The organism is Thermoactinomyces intermedius, assembly GCF_013912365.1.
Taxonomy (GTDB): Bacteria; Bacillota; Bacilli; order Thermoactinomycetales; family Thermoactinomycetaceae; genus Thermoactinomyces; species Thermoactinomyces intermedius.
The window spans coordinates 1-23,624 of record NZ_JACETT010000022.1 but is presented as its reverse complement, the minus strand read 5'-3'; the positions used below and the strand labels follow the sequence as shown (position 1 = coordinate 23,624).

Genomic DNA, 23,624 nt, shown 5'->3' with positions numbered 1-23,624 from the left:
TATTTCGATCGGTTACGGAAAAAATAATGTTCACGAGCTCCTGAAAGGAGAGATAGCATGGATCAAGAAGCATTTCCACCGGTTGCTGATGAAAAGTGTTACCAAGCCACCCTGGATTGGATTCAAAAACGAGGCGTCCGCCTTGAAGAGATTGCAGAACTCACTTTTTTCCTGCAGAAGGACTATATTCCGGATTTGACCATGGAGAAATGTCTTGAAAGCGTCCGTCACGTCCTGACCAAAAGAGAAGTCCAAAATGCCGTGATGACCGGCATTCAACTGGATATACTCGCTGAAAAAAAACAGATTGAAGAACCTTTACTGAGTATCATCAAGAATGATGAAGGATTATACGGAGTCGACGAAATTTTATCCGTTGCCATCTTAAACGTTTACGGGAGCATCGGCCTGACCAATTACGGGTACATCGACCGGGTCAAACCCGGTGTGCTAGCCCGGTTAAACAATCATGACGGCAAACAAACGCACACCTTTTTGGACGATCTGGTGGGGGCCATCGCCGCTTCCGCATCCGCAAGAATCGCACACAGCCAGAGCTTTGATCTGTAACGGAAAAGGCATGGAGCAAGGGTTCTCCCATCGCTCCGTGCCTTTTTGCTCAGTTCACAAAATACCGGTATTGGTCTTCGGACCACTCGCGGCCAATCGCTCCGTTGATTCTCAAGTATTCCAGATGAGCCAATGTTTCTGCCAGGGCAAACCGCAAATTGTGGATGTTCAAGTTGGTTCCAAACAAATCCCTGCACAGATCATAAGCGGTGCAACCCCCGTGCGTTTTCAGCTTGTCCTTGATGGAAGCCAACCGTTTTTCGTGATGCCGGATCAATGCGTCAATCCGTTCCCGGTAATGGGTAAACGATGATCCGTGGGCCGGAAACACCCGTTTCACCGGCAAGCTTTTCATTTTTTCCAAAGTTTGCAGATAAACTTGCAAGGGATTCGGGTGGCAAGCCGGCCATAAACTGATATTGGGAGTTATCTTGGGCAACAAGAAATCCCCGCCGATGAGAAATTCGCGTTCGGGATCGTAGAAACTCAAATGACCGTCCGCATGGCCGGGGGTATGGCAGATGACATATTCACGGTCCCCCAGTTGAATCGTTTCCCCGGCCTCAATGAATTCCGGTTCAGGGTGAGGCTCCACCCATGGGTAAAAGCTTTGCATGTGGCCGGGAATCTGCGCGAGCCGATCCGGTGTCAGCCCGTGTTTCGCGTAAAAATCAGCCAACTGCTCCGGCATGTTGCTTTCCCGGGAAAAGAAAAGCTGTGCCTGATCAAAGTCGGTTTTGGACATATACACCGGAGCTTTCGTTTTTTGTTGCAGCAGTCCGGCCAGACCGTAATGATCCGGATGATAATGGGTCAGGACAATTTTTTCCACATCTGCCCATGACCAGTTCCCTTCTTTTTGTGCCTGCTCCCACCGGGCCAGACCGGCTTCGTCATGAAGGCCGGTGTCCACAATGGTGTATCCTGTCTTTCCTTTGATCAAATAAGCATTCATGATCTTTAAAGCAAACGGCAGAGGAATCGGTACTTCGATAATGTCCTCCCACTGTTTCATGGGGTTGTCTCCTCTCTTTTCATTTCATCCAGCTTGTCAAACGATCCACCGCATAAGTGGCCTGAATCTCCGAACATTTTGCCATTTCCGGGGTCGTGATGCCCGTGTAAACCAAAAGCGTGTCCATCCCGCCACGGACTCCTGCCAAAATATCGGTTTGCAAATTATCGCCGACCACCAGCACTTCGTCTTTCTGACAACCCAGTTTTTCAAGGGCGTAGCGCATGATCACCGGTTCCGGTTTTCCGATAAAACGGGGTTCCACTCCCGCCGCTGCGGCGATGCCCATCGCCAGCGAACCGGATCCCGGCCAAAAACCTTCTTCAGTGGGCAAAGCGCGATCCGCATTCGTTCCGATCAATTCGGCTCCAGCCTGGATGCCCAAAAAGGCTTTTTTCATTTTTTCGTAAGTGAAATCGCGATCCAATCCCACCACCACCGCATCGGGATGGTCATCGGTCACCACAAACCCGGCTTGTGTGATCGCTTGGTAAAGCCCTTCTTCCCCGACAATATAAACTGACTTCACATCCTCTTTTTCCTCAAGATAGCGGGCACAGGCCAACGATGAGGTATAGACCTGCTCCGCTTCTGCCGGAAAACCAAAGCGGCGCAATTTTTCGGCCACCTGTTCCGGCGAACGCGTCGAATTATTGGTCAAAAAAAGATAAGGAATTTGTTCCTCGTCAAGCCGTTTCACAAATTCCAAGGCTCCCGGGATCACTTGATCCCCGCGGTACAAGGTTCCATCCAGATCGATTAAATATCCTTTGTATTGCTTCATTTTTTCACACAACCTGTCACAATCATTCTTTTTCCTTCAGGAGAATAAGGTTCCCCGTTAAAATCAGAATAGACTTGCTGACACGTTAATGAGTATTTTTCCAACATGGAAATCAATTGTTCATAGTCGTACATTTTGACCCGTTCCTGATAGGTGCGTTTTCCACGTTCATCGCTCAATTCGATCGACTTGCAGACGAAATCGCCTTCAATCCACCGTTTTTCCTTGATCCATCGTCCGTCGACCTGCCGCCGGCTTTCCGGAATCAGGTTTTTCTCCACCGATGTCCGGTTTAAAAAGTCAATCAAAAAGCGGCCACCGGGTTTCAACACCCTGGCAATTTCCGACAAAACCCGCTCATTATCCGCGTCTTCTTGAAAATACCCGAACGAGGTGAACAAATTGAGCACCACGTCAAAAGACCCGTCAACAAAAGGCAGCGTCCGCATATCCGCCCGGATAAACGGAATCGCCAAGCCTTCCGATTGTTCCAGGGCCTTTTTCAGCAACACCGCGGACAAATCAAGGCCGGCCACTTGATAACCCCTTCTCTTCAGCGATATACTGTGACGGCCCATTCCGCAGCACAAATCCAAAATCAAATCATCCCGGGTCAAATTCAGCCATTTGGCGGCTTGTTCCACCTCCTTGGATGCATCCTGCTGATTCCGGTGCTTATATACGATGAGATAATCTTCTCCAAAACTTTCTTCATACCATTGCGGCATGGATTTCCCTCCTGCTTGTGTAAAAGGAACTATTCTCCTTGTAAATTGTATCACAAGTACCAGAAACTTCGAAAAAGAAAACGACACGCCGATCCTCGTGCCGTTTTAACAGTTTCCCTGTTTTCATTCCTTCCGCTCACGAATCACATAGACACAATTTTGACCGCCCATCGCTTTGCATTCTTCCTGTTCCACCTCGGCATCCAACAGCTGGCAAAACCAATTCATTTCACATTGGCATGCCTGATTGTATACACTGGCCACTTGTGAAATGGGACAATTGCATTCGACAAACCGGTAAACCCCTTCTCCTTCTTTTTCCCATTTCACCATGTATCCTTTTTCGTCCTGAAGTTCAGCCAGCTGTCTCACCTTTTCATCCAGGCTCTTTCCTTGAAAATCAGACAAGTGTTCGTTCAAAAGGCGCTTTTCCCGGTTTTTGAAGACGGATTGGATCATCTCCTCCCCGTAATTCTCTTCCAGATCCTTCAGGATCTCCATCGCAAACCCGGCATACATTTTTGGAAAGTACTGCTCGGAACGTTCCGTGAGGAAGTATTGGTTGCTCGGTCTCCCCATGGACTTTCGAAGCAGTTGCGGCACAATCAATTGGTCCCGCTCCAATTGGTTCATGTGCCGGCGGACCGCCATTTCCGTAACACCCAACCGCTCGGCGATTTCGCTGACGGTCAAGCCCCCTTCGGTTTTAAGCATCGTCATGATCTGCATTCGTGTCGATCCGGTTTCATTCATTTCTTCCACCCCCTCCCCGCCAAATGGCTCCGTTATAACTCTCTTTTCAGATATTCCTGCACTTGCGTGCGGAACTCACGGTAAAGGCCGCTGTCTTTGAGAAACGGCTTCAGCTCGTCCAGGTCGACCTCAGTATAATACCGGACCAAGCGGTCCCGCAAATGAACATGCTCCTTTACCCGGTTGCCCACTTTTGAATCAATCACTTTTTCATCCAGCAAAATGTCGACTATGTCCAGATATCCGCCGGGATCCCGCATGATAAATCCGTCAATCATGACCGTTCCCACATCAATCATGCATTCCACGGCCAAGTGCAAAGCCCGCTCCAACGCAAAGCGGTCTTCCGTGTTTGACGGTTCTTTTCCCAACCGTTCCAACACGATGGCGCATTGCTCCAAATGTTCCAACTGCTTTTCAATCCGCTCCACATCCACATCATAAACCATGATTTTCCCCTCTTTCTGCCGGTTTCCAACCGCGATAAATGAATCCTTCAAACAAAAATTATAAGGGAAGCCTGTTCAAGAATAAATGAAAACGATCCAACAAAGATTAATAGTAAATTTCCTGTAAAGGAGGATCCGTGATGCAGATCTCCACCAAAGATCTTTCGTACTTGAGCGATGAAATGTCCTGGGAACTTTTGGCGATGAAAAAATGCTATCACTTCGCCCAGGAGTGCCAAGATGAACAAGTTCGCCAACTGCTTCACCAAGTTGGCCAAATGCATCAAAATCACTACGAAATGCTTTTAAATCAATTACAACAAGCCACAGGACCGACCGGAGCGCCCGGCGCCGGAAATCCGTCGGTCACACAATAAGGGAGGGAATGATTGATGCAATCCACACCCCAACAAAACATGGGACCTCAGCAATCAACCGGATTGCCGAAAGTCAAAGGTCCGGAATTGAATGACCGGGACCGGATCAATGATATCCTGGCCACGGAAAAATATTTGGCATACGGTTACAACACAGCCTGCCATGAAGCAAGCCAAGAAGGATTGTTTCAATTGCAAATGCAGTGTTTGTCGGATGTCCAAAAAGCAAGCCGCGACCTGTTCAATCTGATGCATCAAAAAGGATGGTACAAACTCGAAGCGGCACAACCTGATAAAATCAGCCAGAAATTCCAGCAATTCAGCAACTACCGTACACAATTCCCCTATTCCTGAAGGATAAACCTCTCCTGCCTCTTAAAGCGGAGAGGTTTTTTCTGTCCGTTGAACAAGGAAATTGTCAGCAAATGACTTCCTTTGTCAGAGGGAAGGAATTTATTTACAGATCTCGAAATCGTTAACAAATATACAGCGCAAAAAGGAGGATTCGGTTATGGCAGAGTCACACATGACCACCAAAGAAGCCGCGGAACAACTGCAAGTCCATGCCCGCACCATCCGGAAATGGATTGATACTTTTGAAGAATATATTCAACCCGATATTAACGAACGGGGACATTATCTGTTATCCAAAGAAAGCTTTCAACGCCTGTCCCACATTAAAAGCCGGCTGCAAGAACCGCACCGTTCCATGAAACAAGTCAAAGAGGAATTGATCCAGGAAGGGAAAATGAGCCCTTATCCCGCTTCCCCTTCCCAGGAGTTCATGGAAGAGACGGAAAGAAGCTTGCAAGACATGATGGAGATGATGGATGGCATGACCGATTTACTGGAAGAGATGATGAACCGGATCAATCATATCGAAAAGCATATGATGAGCTTGTTTAATTCCCTGGACGAAATGCAACATAAACTGTTGTCGGTCCAATACGAATCCGCCTCTGCCAACGAAGTTCACCAAATGTTCGATGAAATCCGAAAAAAACAGGATCAATTGCGGATGGAGCTGCGCAATGTGACCTTCACCCAACGGCTGACAGCGGCAACCGGGGAACAGGGACTGTTGCCCAGACGGCAGAAAAAAGCCCGTTTTTTCGGACTCTTATAATGGATCCTTTTCATGTATAATGGGGTCAAACGACAACAAAGGAGCAGAAAGATGGAAAATCAGGACCTCATGGTTTTATATGATGAAAAGGAAAACACCCGAACCCGTTTTGTCAGTTTTGTCGGAAACACCAACCGGTTTGACCTTGCCATTACCTTTACGGATCGTTTCTACGGCAAACTTTTGGTTTTGGACCTCCAATCCAACCGGTTTGCCATCATCGGCCCGGACGACGTGGATGAGCCGGGTTATCTGGAAGAAGTGTATCAATTGAAAGAAGACGAAGCGGACGAATTACGGCAATTTTTGCATACCCTTGTTTAAATGTATAACCTTCCTTTGGTTCACACACCTTAATCCCAAAGGGAGGAACAGTGCATGAAAAAAAAGCAGAATTTCCGGGAACTGAAAACGGTGGAATCCCAACAAAACGAGCTGGTTCCGGAAGAATTTCCCGAAGGACCTTACGGGGCGGCTGTAAGCGGCAAGCCGGGAAAATCATCTCCCTGGCGGCCCGCACAACACGCTTCTCCCCGTTTTACATATGAAATGCGGGAGTTTCATGAAGGGTTGCAACGACAGTTTCCAGGCAGCCATCCGACCCATGATGAACCCGATGATCAATGAATCAACCCGCTTTCCATCGAAAACCGGCCCGTCTCTTCAATCACGACGGGCCGGTTTGACGTTAACTTTTTGCTTTTGAATTCACTTTTCTCAACACAAAATAGGCACAGCCAAAATTGCAAAATTCATTGAGGTATTCTTCCAAATAACTGATTTTGGTTTCAGCCGTGGCACGTGACCGGTGATCGGCAAAAAATCCTTTTAACCGCAGTTGTCCGTACCCCCAATCCCCGACAATATAATCGTATTTTTCCAGAATTTCGCTAAAACGGCGTTTAAACGCTTCCGGATCCCAACCTTCCCGATGGTTGGTCAATAACTCATACTCATGGCCATGTATATAAATTCGCTCCATAACGACCTACCTTTTCCATTACAAATCTCTACTTATATGTTACCATATCCCTCCTATTTTCCGGAAAAATTTAGCCCCGTTATGACGGACTCCTTTTGGGCAGTTTATAAAACAAAAGGAGGGAATGGCATGAATCGATGGATCATCTTTTTACTCTCTGGCATCTTTGCTTTTTCGCTGACCGCTTGTTCTCCTGACAACCGGGGAGAAAACCACAGAAATCAGGGAATGGAAAATCAAAGTGATGAAGAACCGCTTTACCGCGAACAAAACAATGACACACGCATCGGCAGAACGAGCAACGATTCGATCAACGGGAATGAAGAAGCACGCGGCGGGGGACAAAACGAAATCGGATATTTCAAATACACCCCCCAAAATTATGACGAAAAAAGCGCGGGAAAAACCGATGTGTTTGTGGACCGTCCTTTGCTGGCAAGACATATTGCGGAAATGGTGACCAACCTGCCCAATGTCAAAGAAGCCACCGCACTGGTCACGGATGACCGGGTGTTCATCGGCGTGAACACAAAAAACGGGAAAGTCGACCCGAAGACAGTCAAAGAAGCGAAACGCACGGCCGAAAGCTTAACCCCCCGTTATTACCGGGTTCATGTCACCAGCGACAAAAACCTGAATGAGAAAATCACCGATATCGGGATGCGGATGTCCACCAATAACGATGTGGAAGGTGTCCGGGGAGATTTGGAAGATTTGTTGCGCCGGCTGGGAGACGACACCCCACCGGATGTGAACGAACAAATCGAACCCAACGGGCTTCGGGATATCAACCCGCTGGAAAAATGAACAAAAGCAGTGTCATCCCGTAAAGGACGGCACTGCTTTTGCAGATTCAAGCCATTTTTTCTTTATTTTGTTTGGCAGACCGGACTTGTTCATGCGCATGATAAGAGCTGCGCACCAACGGACCGGATTCGACGTGGGAAAAGCCCATTTCCAACCCGATTTCTTTCCATTTTTCAAATTCCTCCGGCGTGTAATACCGTTCGATTTTCAGGTGCTTTTTCGTCGGTTGCAAATATTGTCCGATGGTGACAATGTCCACTTGGTGATCGCGAAGATCCTGCATCGCTTCCACCACTTCTTCAAAGGTTTCCCCCACACCGACCATGAGGCTGGATTTGGTGGGAATATCCGGTTGCATTTCTTTGGCCCGTTTCAACAATTCCAAAGAACGGTCGTATTTTGCCTTGGAACGGACCCGGTCGGAACGGCGGCGAACCGTTTCAATATTGTGGTTCAAAATATCGGGTTTTGCATCCATCACGACTTTTAAAGCATCCCAATTTCCTTGGAAATCAGGGATCAACACTTCCACACTGGTAAATGGATTCCGTTTGCGGATGGCTTTGATGGTTGCGGCAAAAATGGCAGCCCCGCCATCTTTCAAATCATCCCTGGCCACGGATGTGACAACGGCATGACGGACTCCCATCTGTTCCACCGCTTCCGCCACCCGTTCCGGTTCAGCCCAGTCCAGTTCGGTCGGAAGCCCGGTTTTCACGGCGCAGAAACGGCAGGCCCGGGTGCAAATGTCCCCCAAAATCATGAAAGTCGCGGTGCGGTTCGCCCAACATTCATAAATGTTCGGGCAGCGCGCTTCTTCACATACCGTGTGCAAGGTTTTTCCCCGCATCATCTTCTTTAATTCGCGGAAATTTTCATTGGTGGTTAAACGCACTTTCAGCCATTCTGGTTTCCGCTGCCGGTTTTTTGCTTGGTTATCGCTTGCCACTTGAATCCCTCCACAATCAAAATCGACACCAAACCGCCTTTCCCAACCTTGCAAAAAATTTCACAAAGTACAAGAGGGAACAGCCGGATCGTTTCCGTTTTCACCATTGCAAAAAAATGTTTTTTCCACAAGTGTTTTTATCATTTTCACTTAAAATGGCAAAATCGATGTTCCTTTATACTATAACGCAAAAAATCATTTTTGCATAATCAAAAGACCAGCCGTGTACAAAGCCGGCCTTTCACCGGCGCTGCCGGATCAAAAGATAAATGAAATAAGGGGCACCAATCACAGCGGTAAACACGCCTGCCGGGGTCTCTGCCGGCGCCAGGACAGTCCGGCCGATGATATCGGCCACCATCACAAAAACGGCCCCCAACAATCCGGACAGAGGCAACATCGCCCCATACGAAGCCCCCACCAGCCGACGGGCCAAATGCGGCGCAATCAAGCCGACAAAACTGATTCCCCCGGCAAAAGCCACTCCCGATCCGGCCAGACCGGTACTCAACAACAAGAACCCGATACGGATCCGGTCACTGTTTCCCCCCAGCCCTTTGACCACTTCTTCTCCCAACTGACCGCTGTTCAGATGGCGGGCAAACAGCAAGGCGACCGAAATCAAAAGCAAAAGCCAGGGCCATAAGACCGCCACTTGGTCCCAATTGCTCCCGTAAACCGTTCCGGTGATCCACATCTTGGACTGGCTGGCATGGAAAACGGGACCGAATAAAATAATGAGATTGGTCAATGCCTGGGTTGCCGTATAAAAGCCGATTCCCATCAGGACCAAACGAAGCGGGGAAACCCCCCGGTTCCATGAAAGCAAATAAATGAGCGCTCCAACCACGGAAGCTCCGATGAAAGCGGCAAACGGAACCCAAAACAAATGAATGGACAAGTTGCTGGACCAATCGCTGAAAAAAGTGATCACGCCAACCGCACCCACGGAAGCGCCGCCGGTGACCCCGATAATATCCGGAGAAGCCAAAGGATTTCGGATCACCGCCTGCAAGATCGCTCCGGACAAGGCCAGTGCCGCCCCGGACATCATGGCGATCAAGATCCTTGGAAATCTCAGCGTCAGGATGACAAAAGCATTTTCTCCCCGGCCGAAAAAAGCCTGAATCACTTCCGGCAAAGAAACCGGGGTTTCCCCGATCATCAACCCGAAAGTGAAAACCAATCCCGTCAGCACGGCAAACGAGCTGATGATCCACACCGCTTTTTTGTCCATCATGACGGAAAACCAGCCGCAACGCACGGAAAAATAATGCTTCATCCCCGCTCCCTCCCTTTTCGTCTGGCCAAACTGATAAAGAACGGCGTTCCGATCAGTGCCGTCATCACGCCGACCGGAATGGGCTGTTGCTGCATGATCAGCCGTCCCGATATGTCCGCAAGTAAAAGCAAAATGGCACCGTACACCAAACAATAAGGGAAGAGCCAACGATGGTCGTTCCCGACCAGCACACGAACCAAATGCGGCACAATCAGCCCGACAAAAACAACCGGACCGGCAATGGCCACCGATCCGCCCGCTAAAAATGCAACCATGACCACACCCAAAAGCTTAATGATTCCGACATTCATTCCCAGTCCTCTGGCCACGTCCTCCCCCATCATGAGCACATTGAAAGTCCGTGCCAGACAAAGCGCCATCACCGCGCCGGCCAAAAGAAACGGAAAAACCGGAATGGCCAAATCCAAACTTCTTCCTTCCACCGATCCGACCAGCCAAAACAACAATTCTTCCAAACTTCTTTCATTCATGGTCAGAAATCCTTGTGTAAGCGACGAAAAAAGCGCCATCACCGCAGCGCCGGCCAAAGTCAACTTCACCGGCGTCATCCCGTCCCGGCCGGCCGATCCCAAAACATACACGATGAAAATGGCAAACGCGGCCCCGACAAAACCCATCGCCATCAGGGATGACATCGCGGTGACAGAAAACAACGACACCGCCAAAACAATAAACAAACCAGCTCCTTGGTTCACGCCCAAAGTCGAGGGCGAGGCCAGCGGGTTCCGGGTCAAAACCTGCATCACCGCGCCGGCAACGGCCAAACTGGCTCCCACTGCAACGGCAATGATCGTCCTTGGCACCCGGGTTGTCCGGATGATTAAATGTTCATTCGTGTTCTGAAAATTGGTGAAGGATTCAATCACCGTTTCAAAAGGAACCGGCGTCACCCCGACACTGATACTTACCACAATGAGGAAACCAGCCAAAAATATTCCCAGAAAAAGTCCCGTCCATTTCCATCCCTTGGTTGCAAAAATTTCCTCCATGCCCGTCCCCTTTCTATCCAACCCATTCCCCCGTTAAACACGCACATATTCTTTTAAAAATCAATTTTAGTCTATGTGATCCATTAAAAGGTGTCAACGATTTTGAAAATCATTATCAAAAAAGGTTTGACAAGAATGTCACACTCCCCTATATTAAAAATACATGGTAAATGATAATCATTTTCAATTAGGAAGGAGTCAAGGACATGCCTCGCTGGATCAAAAACGGGATCCTCGTTTGCTTGCTTCTGACACTCATCGTCACCGGATGCGCCAACTTCTCCACCACCACAGAAAACAACTCACCCACCCGGTCGGTTAAGCATGCCATGGGAACCACTCCCGTTCCTGAGCATCCCAAACGCATCGTGGTGCTGACCAATGAAGGCTTGGAAGCCCTTTTGTCACTCGGAATCAAACCCGTGGGTGCGGTTCAAGGGTTTACCCCGGACGGGGATCTGTGGTATGACCATCTGGAATCGGAATTGTCCGGTGTGAAATCCGTGGGAACGGAACTTCAGCCCAATCTGGAAACCATCGCCAGTTTAAAACCAGACTTGATCATCGGCAATAAAATGCGTCAGGAAAAAGTATATAATCAATTGAGTGCCATCGCCCCCACCGTCTTCTCTGAAGATCTGAGAGGGGATTGGAAACAAAACTTCTTGTTGTATGCGAAAACCGTGGGACAGGAAAAGAAAGCACAAGAAGTTTTGAATGAGTATCGCAAAAAGGTGGAAGCCGTACGGAAAAATGCCGGGGATCTGATCAACAAAGAAGTATCCGTCGTCCGTTTTATAGCGGGAAACACCCGTCTTTACCAATTGAACAGTTTTTCGGGAGTCATTTTAAAAGATATCGGCTTTAAACGTCCGGAAATCCAAAACAAAAACGATTTCGCCACCGTGATCACCAAAGAACAAATCCCTCAGGCGGACGGGGATATTCTTTTCTACTTTACTTATAACTTCGGAGATACCCAAGGCGATGCCCAGGAAAAAGAATTTACGTCCGATCCGCTTTGGAAAAATTTGAAAGCCGTAAAAAACAACATGGTTTTTAAAGTGGACGATGTGATCTGGAACACTGCGGGAGGAGCCAAAGCCGCTTTCTTGATGCTGGATCAGTTAAATCAGCACATCAATATGATCAAACAAAGAGAATCTGCCACATCGGAGTAAACAGCCTGCCACCGGGCTGTTTTTTTATCCGTACATAAATTTTTCCGGTCGGTGCAAACTATCCTTATCATTCACTTCAGACACATGGTGATTCTCATGATGAAACAGTTGATCACACTCGCTCTCTTTCTTGCATTTCTCTTTCCTTCCCCGTCCGCCGTCGCCACCGGCCGGGATCAAGCCGGCCAAGAGGAACTTCTTCATCTGTTTGAAGCCATGGAATCCATATCCGGGGTTCCTTGGTATTATCTGGCGGCGATGAACCAGTATGAAAAAAATATCCGGAAAAACCGGAACCAAGCCAAAGACGACAAAGAAAAAAACCCCGACCGGAAATTATTATCCATTCAAATCCCGGAAGAACGTTGGGCCGGAAAGCTGAATCCGGATCCGGATGACAACATCCCGGAGTCGATATCATTTTTTCAAGGCATCGGCAGAGACGGGAACGGCGACCATCTGGCCAATCGGGAGAATGATATCGACGTCCTGTATTCCGTCGCTCTTTTCCTGTCCGGAAACGGAGTGGAAGAAGACCAGATCCGGGCCAGATTATGGGACTATTACCAACATCCCGTGGCAGTGGATGTGATCACCCATATTGCGAAAATTTATCAAAAATTCAACCGATTGGATCTGGAAGAAAAAAATTTTCCGATTCCGATCCGGTATAATTACACATACCATGATACCTGGGGCGACCGCCGTGGTTGGGGCGGGTTGCGCATTCATGAAGGGACGGATATTTTTGCCGGTTACGGGACCCCGGTTTTAAGCACCTGCTACGGCTATGTGGAATTAATCGGTTGGAACCGCTATGGCGGTTGGCGGATCGGAATTCGCGACATCCATAACAACTATCACTATTTCGCCCATCTGAACCATTTCCGCAAAGGGCTGAAAAAAGGGGATATCGTCCGACCCGGAGAGTTGATCGGCACGGTGGGCTCTTCCGGATACGGACCCCCGGGAACCTCCGGCAAGTTCCCTCCCCATTTGCATTATGGCATTTACCGTTTCAACGGGGAAAACACTTTTTCATTTGACCCCTATCCCCAACTGAAAAAATGGGAACGGGAAGCTTACAAACAAAAAAAGCAAAAAAAGAAAAAATCTGCTTCGTTCAAAAACACTTGGAGATGGATCGATTGAGGAATAAATGGAAAAAGCATGGTGTGATTTCCCACACCATGCTTGCTTGAAATCCATTCCCTTATTCATTCCGAATTGGAATTCGATTTTTTGCGAAGATTCGAATGTTCATATCCGTACACGAGGTAAAAGAGGAGCCCCACAGCAAACCAGATCAGAAAACGGACCCACGTCATCACCTCGAGATTGAATGCCAACACACAACAGAAGATAATGGCCAAAACCGGGACATACAGAACCAACGGGGTTTTAAATTTCCGGGGCAAATCCGGCTGTTTGTAACGCAGGACAATCACGGCGACCGAGATGAGAACAAAAGCCGCCAATGTTCCCAAGTTGACCAGTTCAGCAAGCTGATCCAACGGAACAAACGCGCCGAGGAATGCGGCAATCAACCCCAACGTCCAGGTGGAAACATACGGCGTGCGGTATTTTTTATGCACTTTGGACAAAAACTTCGGCATTAATCCGTCCCGGGACATCGCAAAAATGATCCGGATTTGGCCGTACAACATGACCAGCATGACCGTGATCATGCCGATGGCAGCCCCCAAGCTGACAATCCCGACCAGCCAATCCTGTCCGGTTATGCTGATGGCGTAAGCAACCGGAGCATCGGCATGCTTTTCAAATTGTTGAAACGGAACAATTCCGGTCATCAATGCAGACACAACCATATAAAGCAGGGTGACGACCCCAAGCGACCACAAAATCCCTTTCGGCAAATCTTTTGCCGGATTTTTGGTTTCCTCTGCCGCCGTACTCACTGCATCAAATCCAAGATAAGCGAAGAAGATCAGTGCGGCTCCTTGAAAGACGCCTTTGATTCCAAACGGCATGAAGGGGGTCCAGTTCTCCGGCTTCACATAAAAGGCACCCACCAGAATAAAGAGCAAAATCACTGCCACTTTGATCAGAACCATGATATTGTTGACTCGTTTCGATTCTTTCACGCCGATGGAAAGCAACCAAGTAATGAAGAGAATGATCAAAAAGGCCGGCAAATTCATGATGCTTGTGCCGTCAATCAGGGGTGACTGGGTTAACACATGAGGAATTTGGATTCCAAACCCGGCCAGCAATGACTGGAAATAGCCGGACCAACCCACCGAGACGGAACTGACGGCAAGCAAATACTCCAGAATCAGATCCCAACCGATCACCCAGGCAAAAAATTCTCCCAATGTGGCATAACTGTAGGTGTAGGTGGATCCGGACACGGGGACCAATGAGGCAAATTCAGCATAAGTAAATGCGGCAAGCAAACACGTAAATCCCGCAATAATAAAAGAGAGAGGCAGTGCCGGTCCGGTGACCAGGGATCCCAGTCCCGTCAATACAAAAATCCCCGTCCCGATAATCGCCCCAACGCCCAGCATCGCCAGATCCACCGCGTTTAATTCTTTACGGAGCGTGGTGCCTTGTTGAGTTGTTTGAATCATTTCTTGAATACTCTTCTTACGGAAAATCTCCACTCAGAAACCCCCTAACCCTTTTTGATTTCGAAAAATCTCTCTTATTAAATTATTTTGAAAATAAAACTGTGTATATATTATATATTAAATTTTTGTAAAATTAAATAATAAATTCTTGCTTAATCAAAAGAATTTATCAAAGAAAAAACCCCTTTGAAACCGTTGGTTTCCAAAGGGGGTTGATCCTTCGTCCGGTTTAATCCACATTGACATTTTTGTCTTGTTTTTCCAAAGCGGCTAAAATCGCATCCGGTTGTAATCCCTCAATGGCCCGGCCATGCACGACTGTCACCGGAACGCCCAAAAATCCCATTTTTTTCACTTCTTCCAAGTAGGCCGGATTTTTTGAGCAATCTCTTTCTTCATACGGGATTTTATAGTCATTCAAAAACCGCTTCAGCACATTGCATTCCAAACAATGGGGCCTCGAATATACGATCACTTTCAATGTCTGACACTCCTTTGCTCCTCATGATCCCGCGCAAGCAAACCGTCCGTTTTCCGTTATAATGTGGCTAGAGCCTAAATAGTCCATCAAACTGGGAGAGATGCAATTTGTATAGAAATTTACGTCAGTTCATCCAAAAATTAAAAGCTGAAAACGAGCTCGTGGAAATCCATGCCGAAGTGGATCCCTTCCTCGAGTTGGCAGAAATACACCGCCGCGTAATCGAAGAAGGCGGACCTGCTTTATTATTTACACAGGTAAAAGGAAGTTCCTTCCCGGTGGTCTCCAATTTATTCGGCACCCCCCGGCGGGTGGAAATGGCATTTGGCCCGCGTCCCGAGCAATTGATGAAACAAATTGTGTCGCTCATGGACAAGTTGATGCCCCCGACCCCAAAAGCGATTTGGAACGAACGGAACGTCTTCAAGGAGCTGTTGAAAGTCGGCCTTAAAACCGTGCCGGCAAACAAAGCGCCGGTTTTGGAAACCAAACAAAACAAAACCGATCTCACCCGGCTTCCGGTGATCACTTCATGGCAGGAAGACGGCGGGCCTTTCATCACGCTTCCGCTCGTGTATACGCAGCATCCCCGAAGCAAACAACACAATCTCGGCATGTACCGCATGCAAATTTTTGACAAACAAACCACCGGCATGCATTGGCAAATCCATAAAGGCGGGGGATTTCACCATTATGAAGCCGAAAAACTTAACGAGCCGTTGCCGGTCCATGTTCACCTGGGCGGGCCTCCGGCACTGATTGCCTCGGCCATTGCACCGGTTCCGGAATTTTTGCCTGAATTGATCCTGACTTCTTTGATCATGGGCGAAAAACTGCCGGTCGTCACCGGTAAAAACGGCTATCCTTTCATTGCGGAAGCGGAATTTGTACTGGCAGGGATGGTCCCCCCGCATGAGCGCCGGTTGGAAGGGCCGTTTGGGGATCATTACGGCTACTATTCCCTGGCGCATGAATTCCCCGTCTTCCATGTGAAAGAAGTTTATCATCGCAAAGATGCGATTTATCCCGCCACGGTTGTGGGCAAACCCCGCCAGGAAGATTATTACATGGGTGAGTTTTTGCAGCGTTTGTTGTCCCCGGCCTTCCCCATGGTCATGCCCGGTGTGCGTGATTTATGGACGTATTCTGAAACCGGCTTCCATTCGCTGGCGGCTGCCGTCGTACGGGAAAGCTACCAGCGCGAGGTGCTGGCCAATGCTTTCCGGATCTTGGGCGAAGGGCAGCTGACACTCACCAAGTTCCTGATCTTAACCGATCAGTCGTTATCGCTCGAAGATTTCCCGACATTATTTGAAACTGTTCTTGAACGGATGGATCCGGCCACCGATTTGTTCATCTTTAACCACACTTCGATGGACACCCTTGATTATACCGGCAAACGGCTCAATCACGGAAGCAAAGCCGTGCTGATCGGCACCGGGAAACCGAAACGCACGTTGCCGGCATCCTTTGACGGGCCGGAGATGAAAGGCATCCGCGACGCCCGGGTATATTGCAAAGGCGCCCTTGTCCTGGAAGCGGAGCCTTATGAACAAAATCCGGAACTGGCAGAACAGATCCTCCGCAACCATAAAGAGGACTTGTCCGGATGGCCCTTTGTCTTTTTGGTTGATGACATCCGGGCGGCCGGCGGGCAAACCGCATTTTTGTGGACCATTTTCACCCGGTTCAACCCGGCAACGGACATCCATGCACAAACCAGGTTTCAGCACCACCATCCACATTACCAATTCCCCTTCATCGTGGATGCACGGATGAAGCCGGGATACCCCGATGAACTGGTGCCCGCCCCCTCCATCACAAAAAAAGTGGACGAACGCTGGAAAGAATATTTTGGTTCCTGAGAATGCAAAAACGGTGTGTCCCGAAACCGGGCACACCGTTTTCTTACTGTTTCATCCGCGGATCGAAAAGATCCCTGAGGCCGTCTCCCAACAGATTAAACCCGAGAACCGTCAACATCATGGCCACTCCCGGAAAAATCATGGTCCAAGGTGCGAGCTGGATAAATTCACGCGAATCGGACAACATGGTTCCCCATTCCGGCTGGGGAGGCTGGGCTCCCAATCCCAAAAACCCGAGTGCCGCGGCTTCAATCACCGCCGTGGCAAAGCCCAGCGTCCCTTGCACCATGATCGGTGTCCAGCAGTTGGGCAGGATATGTTTCCATAAAATGCGGCTGTTCTTCATCCCGAGCGCTTTGGCCGCCAGGACATAATCTTCCGCCTTGACGCTTAACACCCTGGAACGCATCAACCGGCCAAAGTTGGGGATATTGATGATGGCAATCGCAATCAAAGCATTGTTCAAACTCGGCCCCAGCATGGCCACAATTGCAATGGCCAGCAAAATACTCGGAAAAGCGAGCAAAATATCAAACAAGCGGGAAATAACCGAATCAACCCATTTGCCGTAATAACCGGCAATCAATCCCAAAAAACTCCCGATCACGATGGACCCGGTGATCGCCACAAAACCGATCCACAAGGAAATCCGCGCACCATACACCACCCGGGTAAAAATATCCCGTCCCAAATCATCCGTTCCAAACCAATGGGACGACGACGGGGGCTGTAATGTATCCGGACTGGAAGATTGATAATCATAAGGAGTCAGGACCGGGGCAAAAATCGCCAGCAAGATAAAGATCATCACCAAAGAAGTGCCGATCAATGCCGAACGGTGCCGGACAAAAGCTTGAAAAAAATCACGAAGGGAATGGGTTTCCATGTTTTCTTCCAGCCCCGAATGAGCGGCCGCATCCGGCGCGGGCGGCTGAATCCCGGATGAAATTTGCTGCACCTTCATCACTCCTTCCCATATTGGATGCGGGGATCAATCCATGCATACAACAGGTCGACGATCAGATTGATCACGACAAAAATCGTTGCAAGCACCAATATTCCGGACTGAATCACCGGATAATTTCTTTGTGTGATGGCGTCATAAATATATCGGCCCACTCCCGGCCAGCTGAAAATGGTCTCTGTCAAAACCGCTCCCCCGAGCAACAAGCCCATCTGCAGCCCCATCACGGTCAGGATCGGGATGAATGCATTTTTTAACGTATGCTTGTAAATCACCCAAAACTCGGATAATCCTTTGGCCCGGGCCGTACGAATATAATCGGATCTCATGACTTCCAACATGCTGGAGCGCGTCATCCGCGCAATGATCGCCATCGGGATGGTCCCCAGTGCAACCGCCGGCAGAATCAAATGCTTCAACACATCGCCCAGCCACTCAAAATCCCCGTATAACAAGGAATCCAAGATATAAAAATGGGTGAGCGGCTCAAAACCGAGACGGGGATCCACTCTCCCGTTGGACGGCAACCAATCCAAAACCTGGGCAAAAAGCCACTGTTCCATCAACCCCAGCCAGAACACGGGAATGGAAACCCCGACCAACGCAATCAGCATCGATCCATAGTCCAGCCATGAATTTTGCTTCCAAGCCGATAAAATCCCGAGATTTACCCCGAAAAAGACGGCAATCAACATGGCGGCCAAGGTGAGTTCCGCCGTGGCGGCCAAAAAAGGAACGATTTCTTCGGAAATGGGGGTGTTGGTGATCAAGGATGTCCCCAAATCCCCATGCAACAGTCCTTTGACATAGTTGAAATATTGAATGTAAAACGGTTGATCCAATCCCAGACTTTCCCGGATTTCCTGCAATTGTTCCGGTGTCGCTTTGTCACCCGCGATCGTTTTGGCCGGATCCCCCGGGATGGCATGCACGATGGAAAAGGTAATGAGCGACATGCCGATCAACACAGGAATCAACATCAAAATCCGGCGTATCGTGTAAGCCAACATAACAACCATTCACCACCTGACTCTTGCAATGAATAAGGAGGCACTGCGGACTCCCCGCAATGCCGCCTTTACACCTGTTTTCAGTTCTTCAGATCAACAACTTCCAATTTCAACTGTGTGGTCGGGTGAGGAACAAAGCCGGTGATTTCTTTCCGCCCGGCAAAGCTGACAGTCGCATGCGCTATGGGAACCCAAGGCGCATCCGCTTTGATGATTTCCTGTGCTTGTTCATAAAGTTTGGCACGTTCTTCCTGATCGGTTAAGCTTTGTGCCTGAATCAAAAGGTCATGCACGTCATCGCTTTTATAAAAAGCAATGTTTCCGGCGTCCGGCGTCCGCGTGTTGTCTTTATCCAACAAGACGTACAAGAAGTTATCCGGGTCTCCGTTGTCGCCGTTCCAACCCATCAACGCCATTTGATGTTCCCCTTTTCCGGTTTTGTCCAAATACGTTTGCCAGTCATAAGTCACAATTTTGGCCCGGATGCCGATTTTGGCCAAATCCGCCTGAATAAATTCCGCAATTTTCTTTCCGTTCGGCATATACGGACGGGGTTCGGTCATCGCGTAAAATTCCACTTCAAAGCCATCCGGATATCCGGCTTCTTCCAGCAATTGCTTCGCTTTATCCAGGTCATATTCATAATCTTTCACTTGGTCATTGTATCCCCACATCATGGAAGGCATGGGGTTGACCGCCGGCACGGCCTGGCCTGCATAAAAGTTTTTGATAATGGCTTCTTTATTCACCGCATGGTTGATCGCCTGCCGCACTTTGACATTGTTCAGCGGTTCCTTCTCGGTATTTAAAGCCAAATAACCCACATTCATGCCTTCTTGTGCGTACAGTTCAAAGTTTGGATCCTGTTTGACCAGTTGGACATCATTGGGATTGAGTCCGTCCATCATGTCAATATCCCCTGATTTCAATGCAGAAAAGCGGGCCGCATTATCCGGAATCGATTTAAAAATCACCCGGTCCAGTTTCGGTTGCCCTTTTTTCCAATAGTTCTCATTTTTCACGAGCACGACCGTGTCATTTTTCTTCCAGCTTTCAAACTTAAAGGGACCGGTTCCGACCGGATGTTGCGCAAACTGCACCGGATCTTTTTTCACGGCCGTCGGGGATGCAATTCCGAACGGAGACATGGCCAGATTGCTGAGGAAAGGCCCCAAAGGCTTTTTCAGTTTAAATTCCACCGTATATTCATCCAGGGCACTCACACTGTCAATCACGTGACCTTCATCCCCTTTAAACCCGCCAAACATATATCCGTAGTAAGGGAATTCCCCGCCTTTATGCTCGGGATGTTCCGGATCCATCCAACGTTGGAAGTTATAAACCACCGCTTCGGCGTTAAACGGGGTGCCATCATGAAACTTTACGCCTTTTCGCAAATGGAACGTCCATGTGAGCCCGTCTTCGCTGGTTTCCCAACTTTCAGCAAGTCCTGGCACCACTTCGGTTGTTTTTTGGTCATATTCGACCAAATTGTCAAAAATCTGGTCTGTCGGCTTAAACGATTCTCCATCCGTCACCTGGATGGGATCCAACAACTTGGAGTCGGCTCCCCGCCCGTAAATCAATGTCTTTCCGCTTTTCGCCGAATCTTTTTCGACACATCCGGCCAGGATGGTGGAAAGAAGGAAAATAGCCATCACACTGACAATCCAAAAACGATTTTTCATCTTTCATCCTCCTTTATAAGTTTCTTGTTTGATTGCATCATCACGTTTTCCCGACCAACCACCTCCCCCATCAAGTCAAAAAAGGATCTTTTTTCACCCCTCATGGACCAAGTGGCAGGCAACCATGTGTCCGCCGCCGGCATCTTTCAATTCCGGACGTTCCTCCTTGCAACGGTCCGTCACATATGGACAACGCGGATGAAACGCGCAGCCTTGCGGCGGATTTTCGGGGCTCGGCACATCCCCCTCAAGAATGATGCGTTCCCGCTTGGCCGTCGGATCCGGAACGGGAATGGCCGACAACAAGGCCTGGGTGTAAGGATGCAGCGGCTTTTCATAAAGCTCGTCGCGCGGGGATATTTCCACCATGCGCCCCAGATACATCACGCCGACACGGTCGCTGATATGTTTGACAACACTTAAATCATGCGAAATAAAGAGATAGGTCAATGAGAACTGTTCCTTTAAATCCATCATCAGATTCAAAACCTGCGACTGAATCGACACATCCAATGCCGATACCGGCTCATCAGCAACAATCAGTTTGGGTTTGGTCGACAGTGCGCGGGCAATTCCGATCCGCTGCCGCTGCCCCCCGCTGAATTGATGGGGATACCGTTCACCGTGAAATGCATTGAGCCCCACCACCCGGAGCAATTCCTGCACTTGTTCTTTTCTTTCCTTGGGCGTCCCCATGGAATGGACAATCAAAGGTTCTTCCAGGATTTCCCGTACTTTTTGCCGGGGGTTGAGGGATGCAAAAGGATCCTGAAAAACCATTTGCAAGTCTCTGCGGGTTTTTCTCATCTCCTCTTTGCCCAGGGCAAACAAATTTTTCCCGTTGAATTCCACTTCGCCGCCGCTGGGTTCATACAAGCGGATGATGGTTCTCCCGGTTGTCGATTTCCCACAGCCCGATTCCCCGACAATCCCCAACACTTCTCCTTCTTCAATGGTGAAACTGACGTCATCCACCGCCTTGACTTCCCCGACTTTTTTGCTCCACAATCCCCCGTAAACCGGGAAACTTTTCTTTAAATTTTTCACGTTAATCAGTGCCATGTGCCGTTTCCTCCCTCTGATGCAAAAAACAGCGGCTGTAATGGTTCTTGTCTGCTTCGGTCAGTTCAGGTGTTTCTTTGCGGCAACGATCCATGACAAACTCACACCTCGGAGCAAACCGACATCCTGCGGGCATGTTCCGGGGAGTCGGCACTTGGCCGGGAATGGCATACAACCGTTTTTTCCTCTCATTCAACTTGGGAATCGACTTTAACAATCCCCGGGTGTAAGGATGCTTCGGATCGCTGAACAGACGGTGGCGGTCGGTTTCCTCCACCACTTGCCCGGCATACATGACCACAATGCGGTCACACATCTCCGCGACAACCCCCAAATCATGAGTGATCATTAAAATCGCCGTTTGATATTCTTCATTCAATTGTTTCATCAGATCAAGAATTTGTGCCTGAATGGTGACATCCAGTGCGGTCGTGGGTTCATCAGCGATCAATAACTTCGGGTTTAAGATCATGGACATGGCAATCATGACCCGTTGGCGCATTCCGCCGGACAACTGATGGGGATAATCACGCAAAATCCCCTTCCGGGAGATCCCCACTTTTTCCAACATCTCAACAGCACGGGCTTCCGCTTCTTTTTTGGAACATTTTTCATGCGCCCGTACCGCTTCCACCAATTGATTTCCAATCGTAAACAACGGATTCAGGGAGGTCATCGGTTCCTGAAAAATCATTGCAATCTCTCTACCGCGAATTTTCTGCATTTTTTTCTGTGAAAGTTTGGTCAGGTCTTGTCCTTCAAACCAAATGGAACCATTGACGATTTTTCCGGGCGGTTGCGGAACCAGCCCCATAATGCTCAGCGAGGTCACGCTTTTTCCGCATCCTGATTCTCCCACCAGACCGACGATTTCTCCCCGGCGGATGGTCAGGTCAATCCCGTCAACGGCTTTGACCACTCCTTTTTCCGAAAAAAAATGCAGCTTCAATTGCCGGATATCCAACACGGGCTGAGTCAAATGGATCACCTCAAACGATTTGTTAAAAACCTCTTAAATCCGATCATAAGCGGATTTCTTCTTTTGATTCCCATTTTTCCGATTAATTATTTTTTATTTTGAATAAAAATATTATCAATTCCTTATATTCTCTGTATAATCAAAAATCCCTTTTAAAAAATAAATCCTTTCCTTTCTACTTTTGGATACTCCCTTCCCGAAATGGAAAATAAACCCTTGTTTTTTCCATTAAAAATAAAAGAAAACAAGGCAGATTGGTCCATCTGCCCTGTTATTTCAAATCCTCGTTCCCGTTTTTCAGCCGGTAACCCATATGAAGCACGGGACCCACATATTCATTTAACGGAAATCCGCCGCGAATGGCTTCGGTGATGAAGGCTTTGGCCAAGCGAATGGCTTCCGGAACCGTTTTTCCTTTGGCCAATTCGGCGGTAATGGCTGCGGAAAATGTGCAACCGGCCCCGTGAACATAAGGGGTTTTCACCCGTTCTTCTTCCATCACTTCGAAGGTATGGCCATCATAGACGACATCGACTGCTTTTTCGTGCTCCAACTTGCTTCCGCCTTTGATAATGACCACTTTTGCCCCCAGGTCGTGAATGCGCGCCGCCGCTTCTTTCATTTCCTCCACCGTGCGGATCGGATGCATTTTACTCAGCTGGCCGGCTTCAAATAAGTTGGGGGTTGCCACGGTCGCCAGCGGAATCAGGATTTCCCTCAATGCATCGGCTGTTTCGGGATTGAGCACCTCATCCGTCCCTTTGCATACCATCACCGGATCAATCACCACCGGGACATCTTGGGACCGGATGGTTTGGGCCACATATTCAATGATCTCCACTGATCCCAGCATGCCCGTTTTTAACGCATGGATGCCGATCCCTTGCAAAATCGTTTTTAATTGATCCTGAAATGTATCGAAAGGAATGGGGAACACCTTGTGATTCCATTGATGATCCGGGTCCATC

At 48.7% G+C, this 23,624-nt stretch carries 27 protein-coding genes; 10 read left to right on the top strand and 17 right to left on the bottom strand.

Going from position 1 to position 23,624, the window contains the following annotated elements; translation table 11 throughout:
- Nucleotides 1-57 precede the first annotated feature (57 nt).
- Nucleotides 58-570 (top strand): phosphatidylglycerophosphatase A family protein, encoded by a 513-nt coding sequence (locus tag H1R82_RS05860; RefSeq protein ID WP_181732273.1) that lies wholly within the window; start codon nt 58-60, stop codon nt 568-570.
- Nucleotides 571-619: 49 nt separating this feature from the next.
- On the opposite strand, the gene H1R82_RS05855 is transcribed toward H1R82_RS05860, so the two are convergent.
- From H1R82_RS05855 to H1R82_RS05835, 5 genes are all read right to left on the bottom strand, one after another.
- On the bottom strand, nt 620-1,585 hold the full coding sequence (locus H1R82_RS05855; RefSeq protein WP_181732272.1) for an MBL fold metallo-hydrolase: 966 nt from the start codon (nt 1,583-1,585) through the stop codon (nt 620-622).
- A gap of 19 nt (nt 1,586-1,604) precedes the next feature.
- Nucleotides 1,605-2,369: a 5' nucleotidase NucF gene (gene nucF / locus H1R82_RS05850; protein ID WP_181732271.1), complete on the bottom strand. Its 765-nt coding sequence runs from the start codon at nt 2,367-2,369 to the stop codon at nt 1,605-1,607.
- Entirely contained in the window at nt 2,366-3,097 is a 732-nt protein-coding gene (locus H1R82_RS05845) for a class I SAM-dependent methyltransferase (RefSeq protein WP_181732270.1), read from the bottom strand. The genes nucF and H1R82_RS05845 overlap by 4 nt, the downstream gene beginning before the upstream one ends.
- Before the next feature lie 123 nt (nt 3,098-3,220).
- Nucleotides 3,221-3,850, bottom strand: a complete 630-nt coding sequence (locus H1R82_RS05840; RefSeq protein ID WP_181732269.1) for a helix-turn-helix transcriptional regulator — start codon at nt 3,848-3,850, stop codon at nt 3,221-3,223.
- Nucleotides 3,851-3,882: 32 nt separating this feature from the next.
- Entirely contained in the window at nt 3,883-4,299 is a 417-nt protein-coding gene (locus tag H1R82_RS05835; RefSeq protein WP_181732268.1) for a DUF86 domain-containing protein, read from the bottom strand.
- Between the two features lie 140 nt (nt 4,300-4,439).
- Here H1R82_RS05835 and H1R82_RS05830 point away from each other — a divergent pair, with 140 nt between their 5' ends.
- From H1R82_RS05830 to H1R82_RS05810, 5 genes are all read left to right on the top strand, one after another.
- A complete protein-coding gene (locus tag H1R82_RS05830; protein ID WP_181732267.1) occupies nt 4,440-4,676 on the top strand; it encodes a hypothetical protein in 237 nt (78 codons plus the stop codon).
- A gap of 15 nt (nt 4,677-4,691) precedes the next feature.
- The gene (locus tag H1R82_RS05825) at nt 4,692-5,030 is read left to right on the top strand and encodes a spore coat protein (protein ID WP_181732266.1); all 339 of its coding nucleotides are present in this window, start codon (nt 4,692-4,694) and stop codon (nt 5,028-5,030) included.
- Between the two features lie 157 nt (nt 5,031-5,187).
- Complete coding sequence (locus H1R82_RS05820; protein WP_181732265.1) at nt 5,188-5,802, top strand: MerR family transcriptional regulator; 615 nt, start codon at nt 5,188-5,190, stop codon at nt 5,800-5,802.
- A 51-nt stretch (nt 5,803-5,853) separates the two neighbouring features.
- Nucleotides 5,854-6,126, top strand: coding sequence for a DUF3055 domain-containing protein (locus H1R82_RS05815; protein WP_181732264.1), 273 nt, complete (start codon nt 5,854-5,856; stop codon nt 6,124-6,126).
- A gap of 54 nt (nt 6,127-6,180) precedes the next feature.
- On the top strand, nt 6,181-6,429 hold the full coding sequence (locus tag H1R82_RS05810; RefSeq protein ID WP_181732263.1) for a hypothetical protein: 249 nt from the start codon (nt 6,181-6,183) through the stop codon (nt 6,427-6,429).
- Nucleotides 6,430-6,490: 61 nt separating this feature from the next.
- Here the strand turns inward: H1R82_RS05810 and H1R82_RS05805 are convergent, their stop codons facing one another.
- Nucleotides 6,491-6,784, bottom strand: coding sequence for a YutD family protein (locus tag H1R82_RS05805; RefSeq protein WP_181732262.1), 294 nt, complete (start codon nt 6,782-6,784; stop codon nt 6,491-6,493).
- Between the two features lie 129 nt (nt 6,785-6,913).
- Between H1R82_RS05805 and H1R82_RS05800 the strand changes: the two genes are divergently transcribed.
- Entirely contained in the window at nt 6,914-7,591 is a 678-nt protein-coding gene (locus H1R82_RS05800; protein WP_181732261.1) for a YhcN/YlaJ family sporulation lipoprotein, read from the top strand.
- A 46-nt stretch (nt 7,592-7,637) separates the two neighbouring features.
- On the opposite strand, the gene lipA is transcribed toward H1R82_RS05800, so the two are convergent.
- The 3 genes from lipA to H1R82_RS05785 form a co-directional block, all read right to left on the bottom strand.
- Entirely contained in the window at nt 7,638-8,540 is a 903-nt protein-coding gene (lipA, locus tag H1R82_RS05795; protein ID WP_181732260.1) for a lipoyl synthase, read from the bottom strand.
- 241 nt (nt 8,541-8,781) lie between these two features.
- Nucleotides 8,782-9,822, bottom strand: a complete 1,041-nt coding sequence (locus H1R82_RS05790) for a FecCD family ABC transporter permease (protein WP_181732259.1) — start codon at nt 9,820-9,822, stop codon at nt 8,782-8,784.
- Nucleotides 9,819-10,832, bottom strand: a complete 1,014-nt coding sequence (locus tag H1R82_RS05785; RefSeq protein WP_181732258.1) for a FecCD family ABC transporter permease — start codon at nt 10,830-10,832, stop codon at nt 9,819-9,821. The genes H1R82_RS05790 and H1R82_RS05785 overlap by 4 nt, the downstream gene beginning before the upstream one ends.
- A 206-nt stretch (nt 10,833-11,038) precedes the next feature.
- On the opposite strand from H1R82_RS05785, the gene H1R82_RS05780 reads away from it, so the two are divergent.
- On the top strand, nt 11,039-12,013 hold the full coding sequence (locus H1R82_RS05780; RefSeq protein ID WP_181732257.1) for an ABC transporter substrate-binding protein: 975 nt from the start codon (nt 11,039-11,041) through the stop codon (nt 12,011-12,013).
- A gap of 99 nt (nt 12,014-12,112) precedes the next feature.
- Nucleotides 12,113-13,165, top strand: a complete 1,053-nt coding sequence (locus tag H1R82_RS05775) for a M23 family metallopeptidase (protein ID WP_181732256.1) — start codon at nt 12,113-12,115, stop codon at nt 13,163-13,165.
- A gap of 65 nt (nt 13,166-13,230) precedes the next feature.
- Here H1R82_RS05775 and bcaP read toward each other — a convergent pair whose 3' ends face one another.
- Together bcaP and H1R82_RS05765 are read right to left on the bottom strand one after the other, a co-directional pair.
- Nucleotides 13,231-14,640 (bottom strand): branched-chain amino acid transporter BcaP, encoded by a 1,410-nt coding sequence (gene bcaP / locus H1R82_RS05770; RefSeq protein ID WP_483409951.1) that lies wholly within the window; start codon nt 14,638-14,640, stop codon nt 13,231-13,233.
- 196 nt (nt 14,641-14,836) lie between these two features.
- Nucleotides 14,837-15,082, bottom strand: a complete 246-nt coding sequence (locus H1R82_RS05765) for a glutaredoxin family protein (protein ID WP_309544797.1) — start codon at nt 15,080-15,082, stop codon at nt 14,837-14,839.
- A gap of 113 nt (nt 15,083-15,195) precedes the next feature.
- Here H1R82_RS05765 and H1R82_RS05760 point away from each other — a divergent pair, with 113 nt between their 5' ends.
- Nucleotides 15,196-16,953, top strand: coding sequence for a menaquinone biosynthesis decarboxylase (locus H1R82_RS05760; RefSeq protein WP_181732254.1), 1,758 nt, complete (start codon nt 15,196-15,198; stop codon nt 16,951-16,953).
- Nucleotides 16,954-16,996: 43 nt separating this feature from the next.
- On the opposite strand, the gene nikC is transcribed toward H1R82_RS05760, so the two are convergent.
- The 6 genes from nikC to thiD all read right to left on the bottom strand — a co-directional run.
- A complete protein-coding gene (gene nikC, locus H1R82_RS05755) occupies nt 16,997-17,839 on the bottom strand; it encodes a nickel transporter permease (RefSeq protein ID WP_181732327.1) in 843 nt (280 codons plus the stop codon).
- A 77-nt stretch (nt 17,840-17,916) separates the two neighbouring features.
- Nucleotides 17,917-18,927 (bottom strand): ABC transporter permease, encoded by a 1,011-nt coding sequence (locus H1R82_RS05750; protein ID WP_181732326.1) that lies wholly within the window; start codon nt 18,925-18,927, stop codon nt 17,917-17,919.
- Between the two features lie 80 nt (nt 18,928-19,007).
- A complete protein-coding gene (locus H1R82_RS05745) occupies nt 19,008-20,615 on the bottom strand; it encodes an ABC transporter substrate-binding protein (RefSeq protein WP_181732253.1) in 1,608 nt (535 codons plus the stop codon).
- 93 nt (nt 20,616-20,708) lie between these two features.
- A complete protein-coding gene (locus H1R82_RS05740) occupies nt 20,709-21,677 on the bottom strand; it encodes an ABC transporter ATP-binding protein (RefSeq protein WP_181732252.1) in 969 nt (322 codons plus the stop codon).
- On the bottom strand, nt 21,664-22,656 hold the full coding sequence (locus H1R82_RS05735; protein WP_181732251.1) for an ABC transporter ATP-binding protein: 993 nt from the start codon (nt 22,654-22,656) through the stop codon (nt 21,664-21,666). The genes H1R82_RS05740 and H1R82_RS05735 overlap by 14 nt, the downstream gene beginning before the upstream one ends.
- Nucleotides 22,657-22,927: 271 nt before the next feature.
- The coding region (gene thiD, locus H1R82_RS05730; RefSeq protein WP_181821621.1) for a bifunctional hydroxymethylpyrimidine kinase/phosphomethylpyrimidine kinase at nt 22,928-23,624 on the bottom strand (697 nt) is incomplete at its 5' end.

Coding starts and splice junctions, on each gene's coding strand:
- H1R82_RS05805 (WP_181732262.1), bottom strand. CDS start 6,784: ATGGAGCGAATTTATATACATGGCCATGAGTATGAGTTATTGACCAAC.
- H1R82_RS05750 (WP_181732326.1), bottom strand. CDS start 18,927: ATGTTGGCTTACACGATACGCCGGATTTTGATGTTGATTCCTGTGTTG.
- H1R82_RS05785 (WP_181732258.1), bottom strand. CDS start 10,832: ATGGAGGAAATTTTTGCAACCAAGGGATGGAAATGGACGGGACTTTTT.
- H1R82_RS05830 (WP_181732267.1), top strand. CDS start 4,440: ATGCAGATCTCCACCAAAGATCTTTCGTACTTGAGCGATGAAATGTCC.
- H1R82_RS05775 (WP_181732256.1), top strand. CDS start 12,113: ATGAAACAGTTGATCACACTCGCTCTCTTTCTTGCATTTCTCTTTCCT.
- nikC (WP_181732327.1), bottom strand. CDS start 17,839: ATGGAAACCCATTCCCTTCGTGATTTTTTTCAAGCTTTTGTCCGGCAC.
- H1R82_RS05860 (WP_181732273.1), top strand. CDS start 58: ATGGATCAAGAAGCATTTCCACCGGTTGCTGATGAAAAGTGTTACCAA.
- H1R82_RS05840 (WP_181732269.1), bottom strand. CDS start 3,850: ATGAATGAAACCGGATCGACACGAATGCAGATCATGACGATGCTTAAA.
- H1R82_RS05815 (WP_181732264.1), top strand. CDS start 5,854: ATGGAAAATCAGGACCTCATGGTTTTATATGATGAAAAGGAAAACACC.
- H1R82_RS05790 (WP_181732259.1), bottom strand. CDS start 9,822: ATGAAGCATTATTTTTCCGTGCGTTGCGGCTGGTTTTCCGTCATGATG.
- H1R82_RS05835 (WP_181732268.1), bottom strand. CDS start 4,299: ATGGTTTATGATGTGGATGTGGAGCGGATTGAAAAGCAGTTGGAACAT.
- H1R82_RS05825 (WP_181732266.1), top strand. CDS start 4,692: ATGCAATCCACACCCCAACAAAACATGGGACCTCAGCAATCAACCGGA.
- H1R82_RS05740 (WP_181732252.1), bottom strand. CDS start 21,677: ATGGCACTGATTAACGTGAAAAATTTAAAGAAAAGTTTCCCGGTTTAC.
- H1R82_RS05780 (WP_181732257.1), top strand. CDS start 11,039: ATGCCTCGCTGGATCAAAAACGGGATCCTCGTTTGCTTGCTTCTGACA.
- H1R82_RS05745 (WP_181732253.1), bottom strand. CDS start 20,615: ATGAAAAATCGTTTTTGGATTGTCAGTGTGATGGCTATTTTCCTTCTT.
- H1R82_RS05810 (WP_181732263.1), top strand. CDS start 6,181: ATGAAAAAAAAGCAGAATTTCCGGGAACTGAAAACGGTGGAATCCCAA.
- H1R82_RS05845 (WP_181732270.1), bottom strand. CDS start 3,097: ATGCCGCAATGGTATGAAGAAAGTTTTGGAGAAGATTATCTCATCGTA.
- nucF (WP_181732271.1), bottom strand. CDS start 2,369: ATGAAGCAATACAAAGGATATTTAATCGATCTGGATGGAACCTTGTAC.
- H1R82_RS05820 (WP_181732265.1), top strand. CDS start 5,188: ATGGCAGAGTCACACATGACCACCAAAGAAGCCGCGGAACAACTGCAA.
- H1R82_RS05800 (WP_181732261.1), top strand. CDS start 6,914: ATGAATCGATGGATCATCTTTTTACTCTCTGGCATCTTTGCTTTTTCG.
- H1R82_RS05855 (WP_181732272.1), bottom strand. CDS start 1,585: ATGAAACAGTGGGAGGACATTATCGAAGTACCGATTCCTCTGCCGTTT.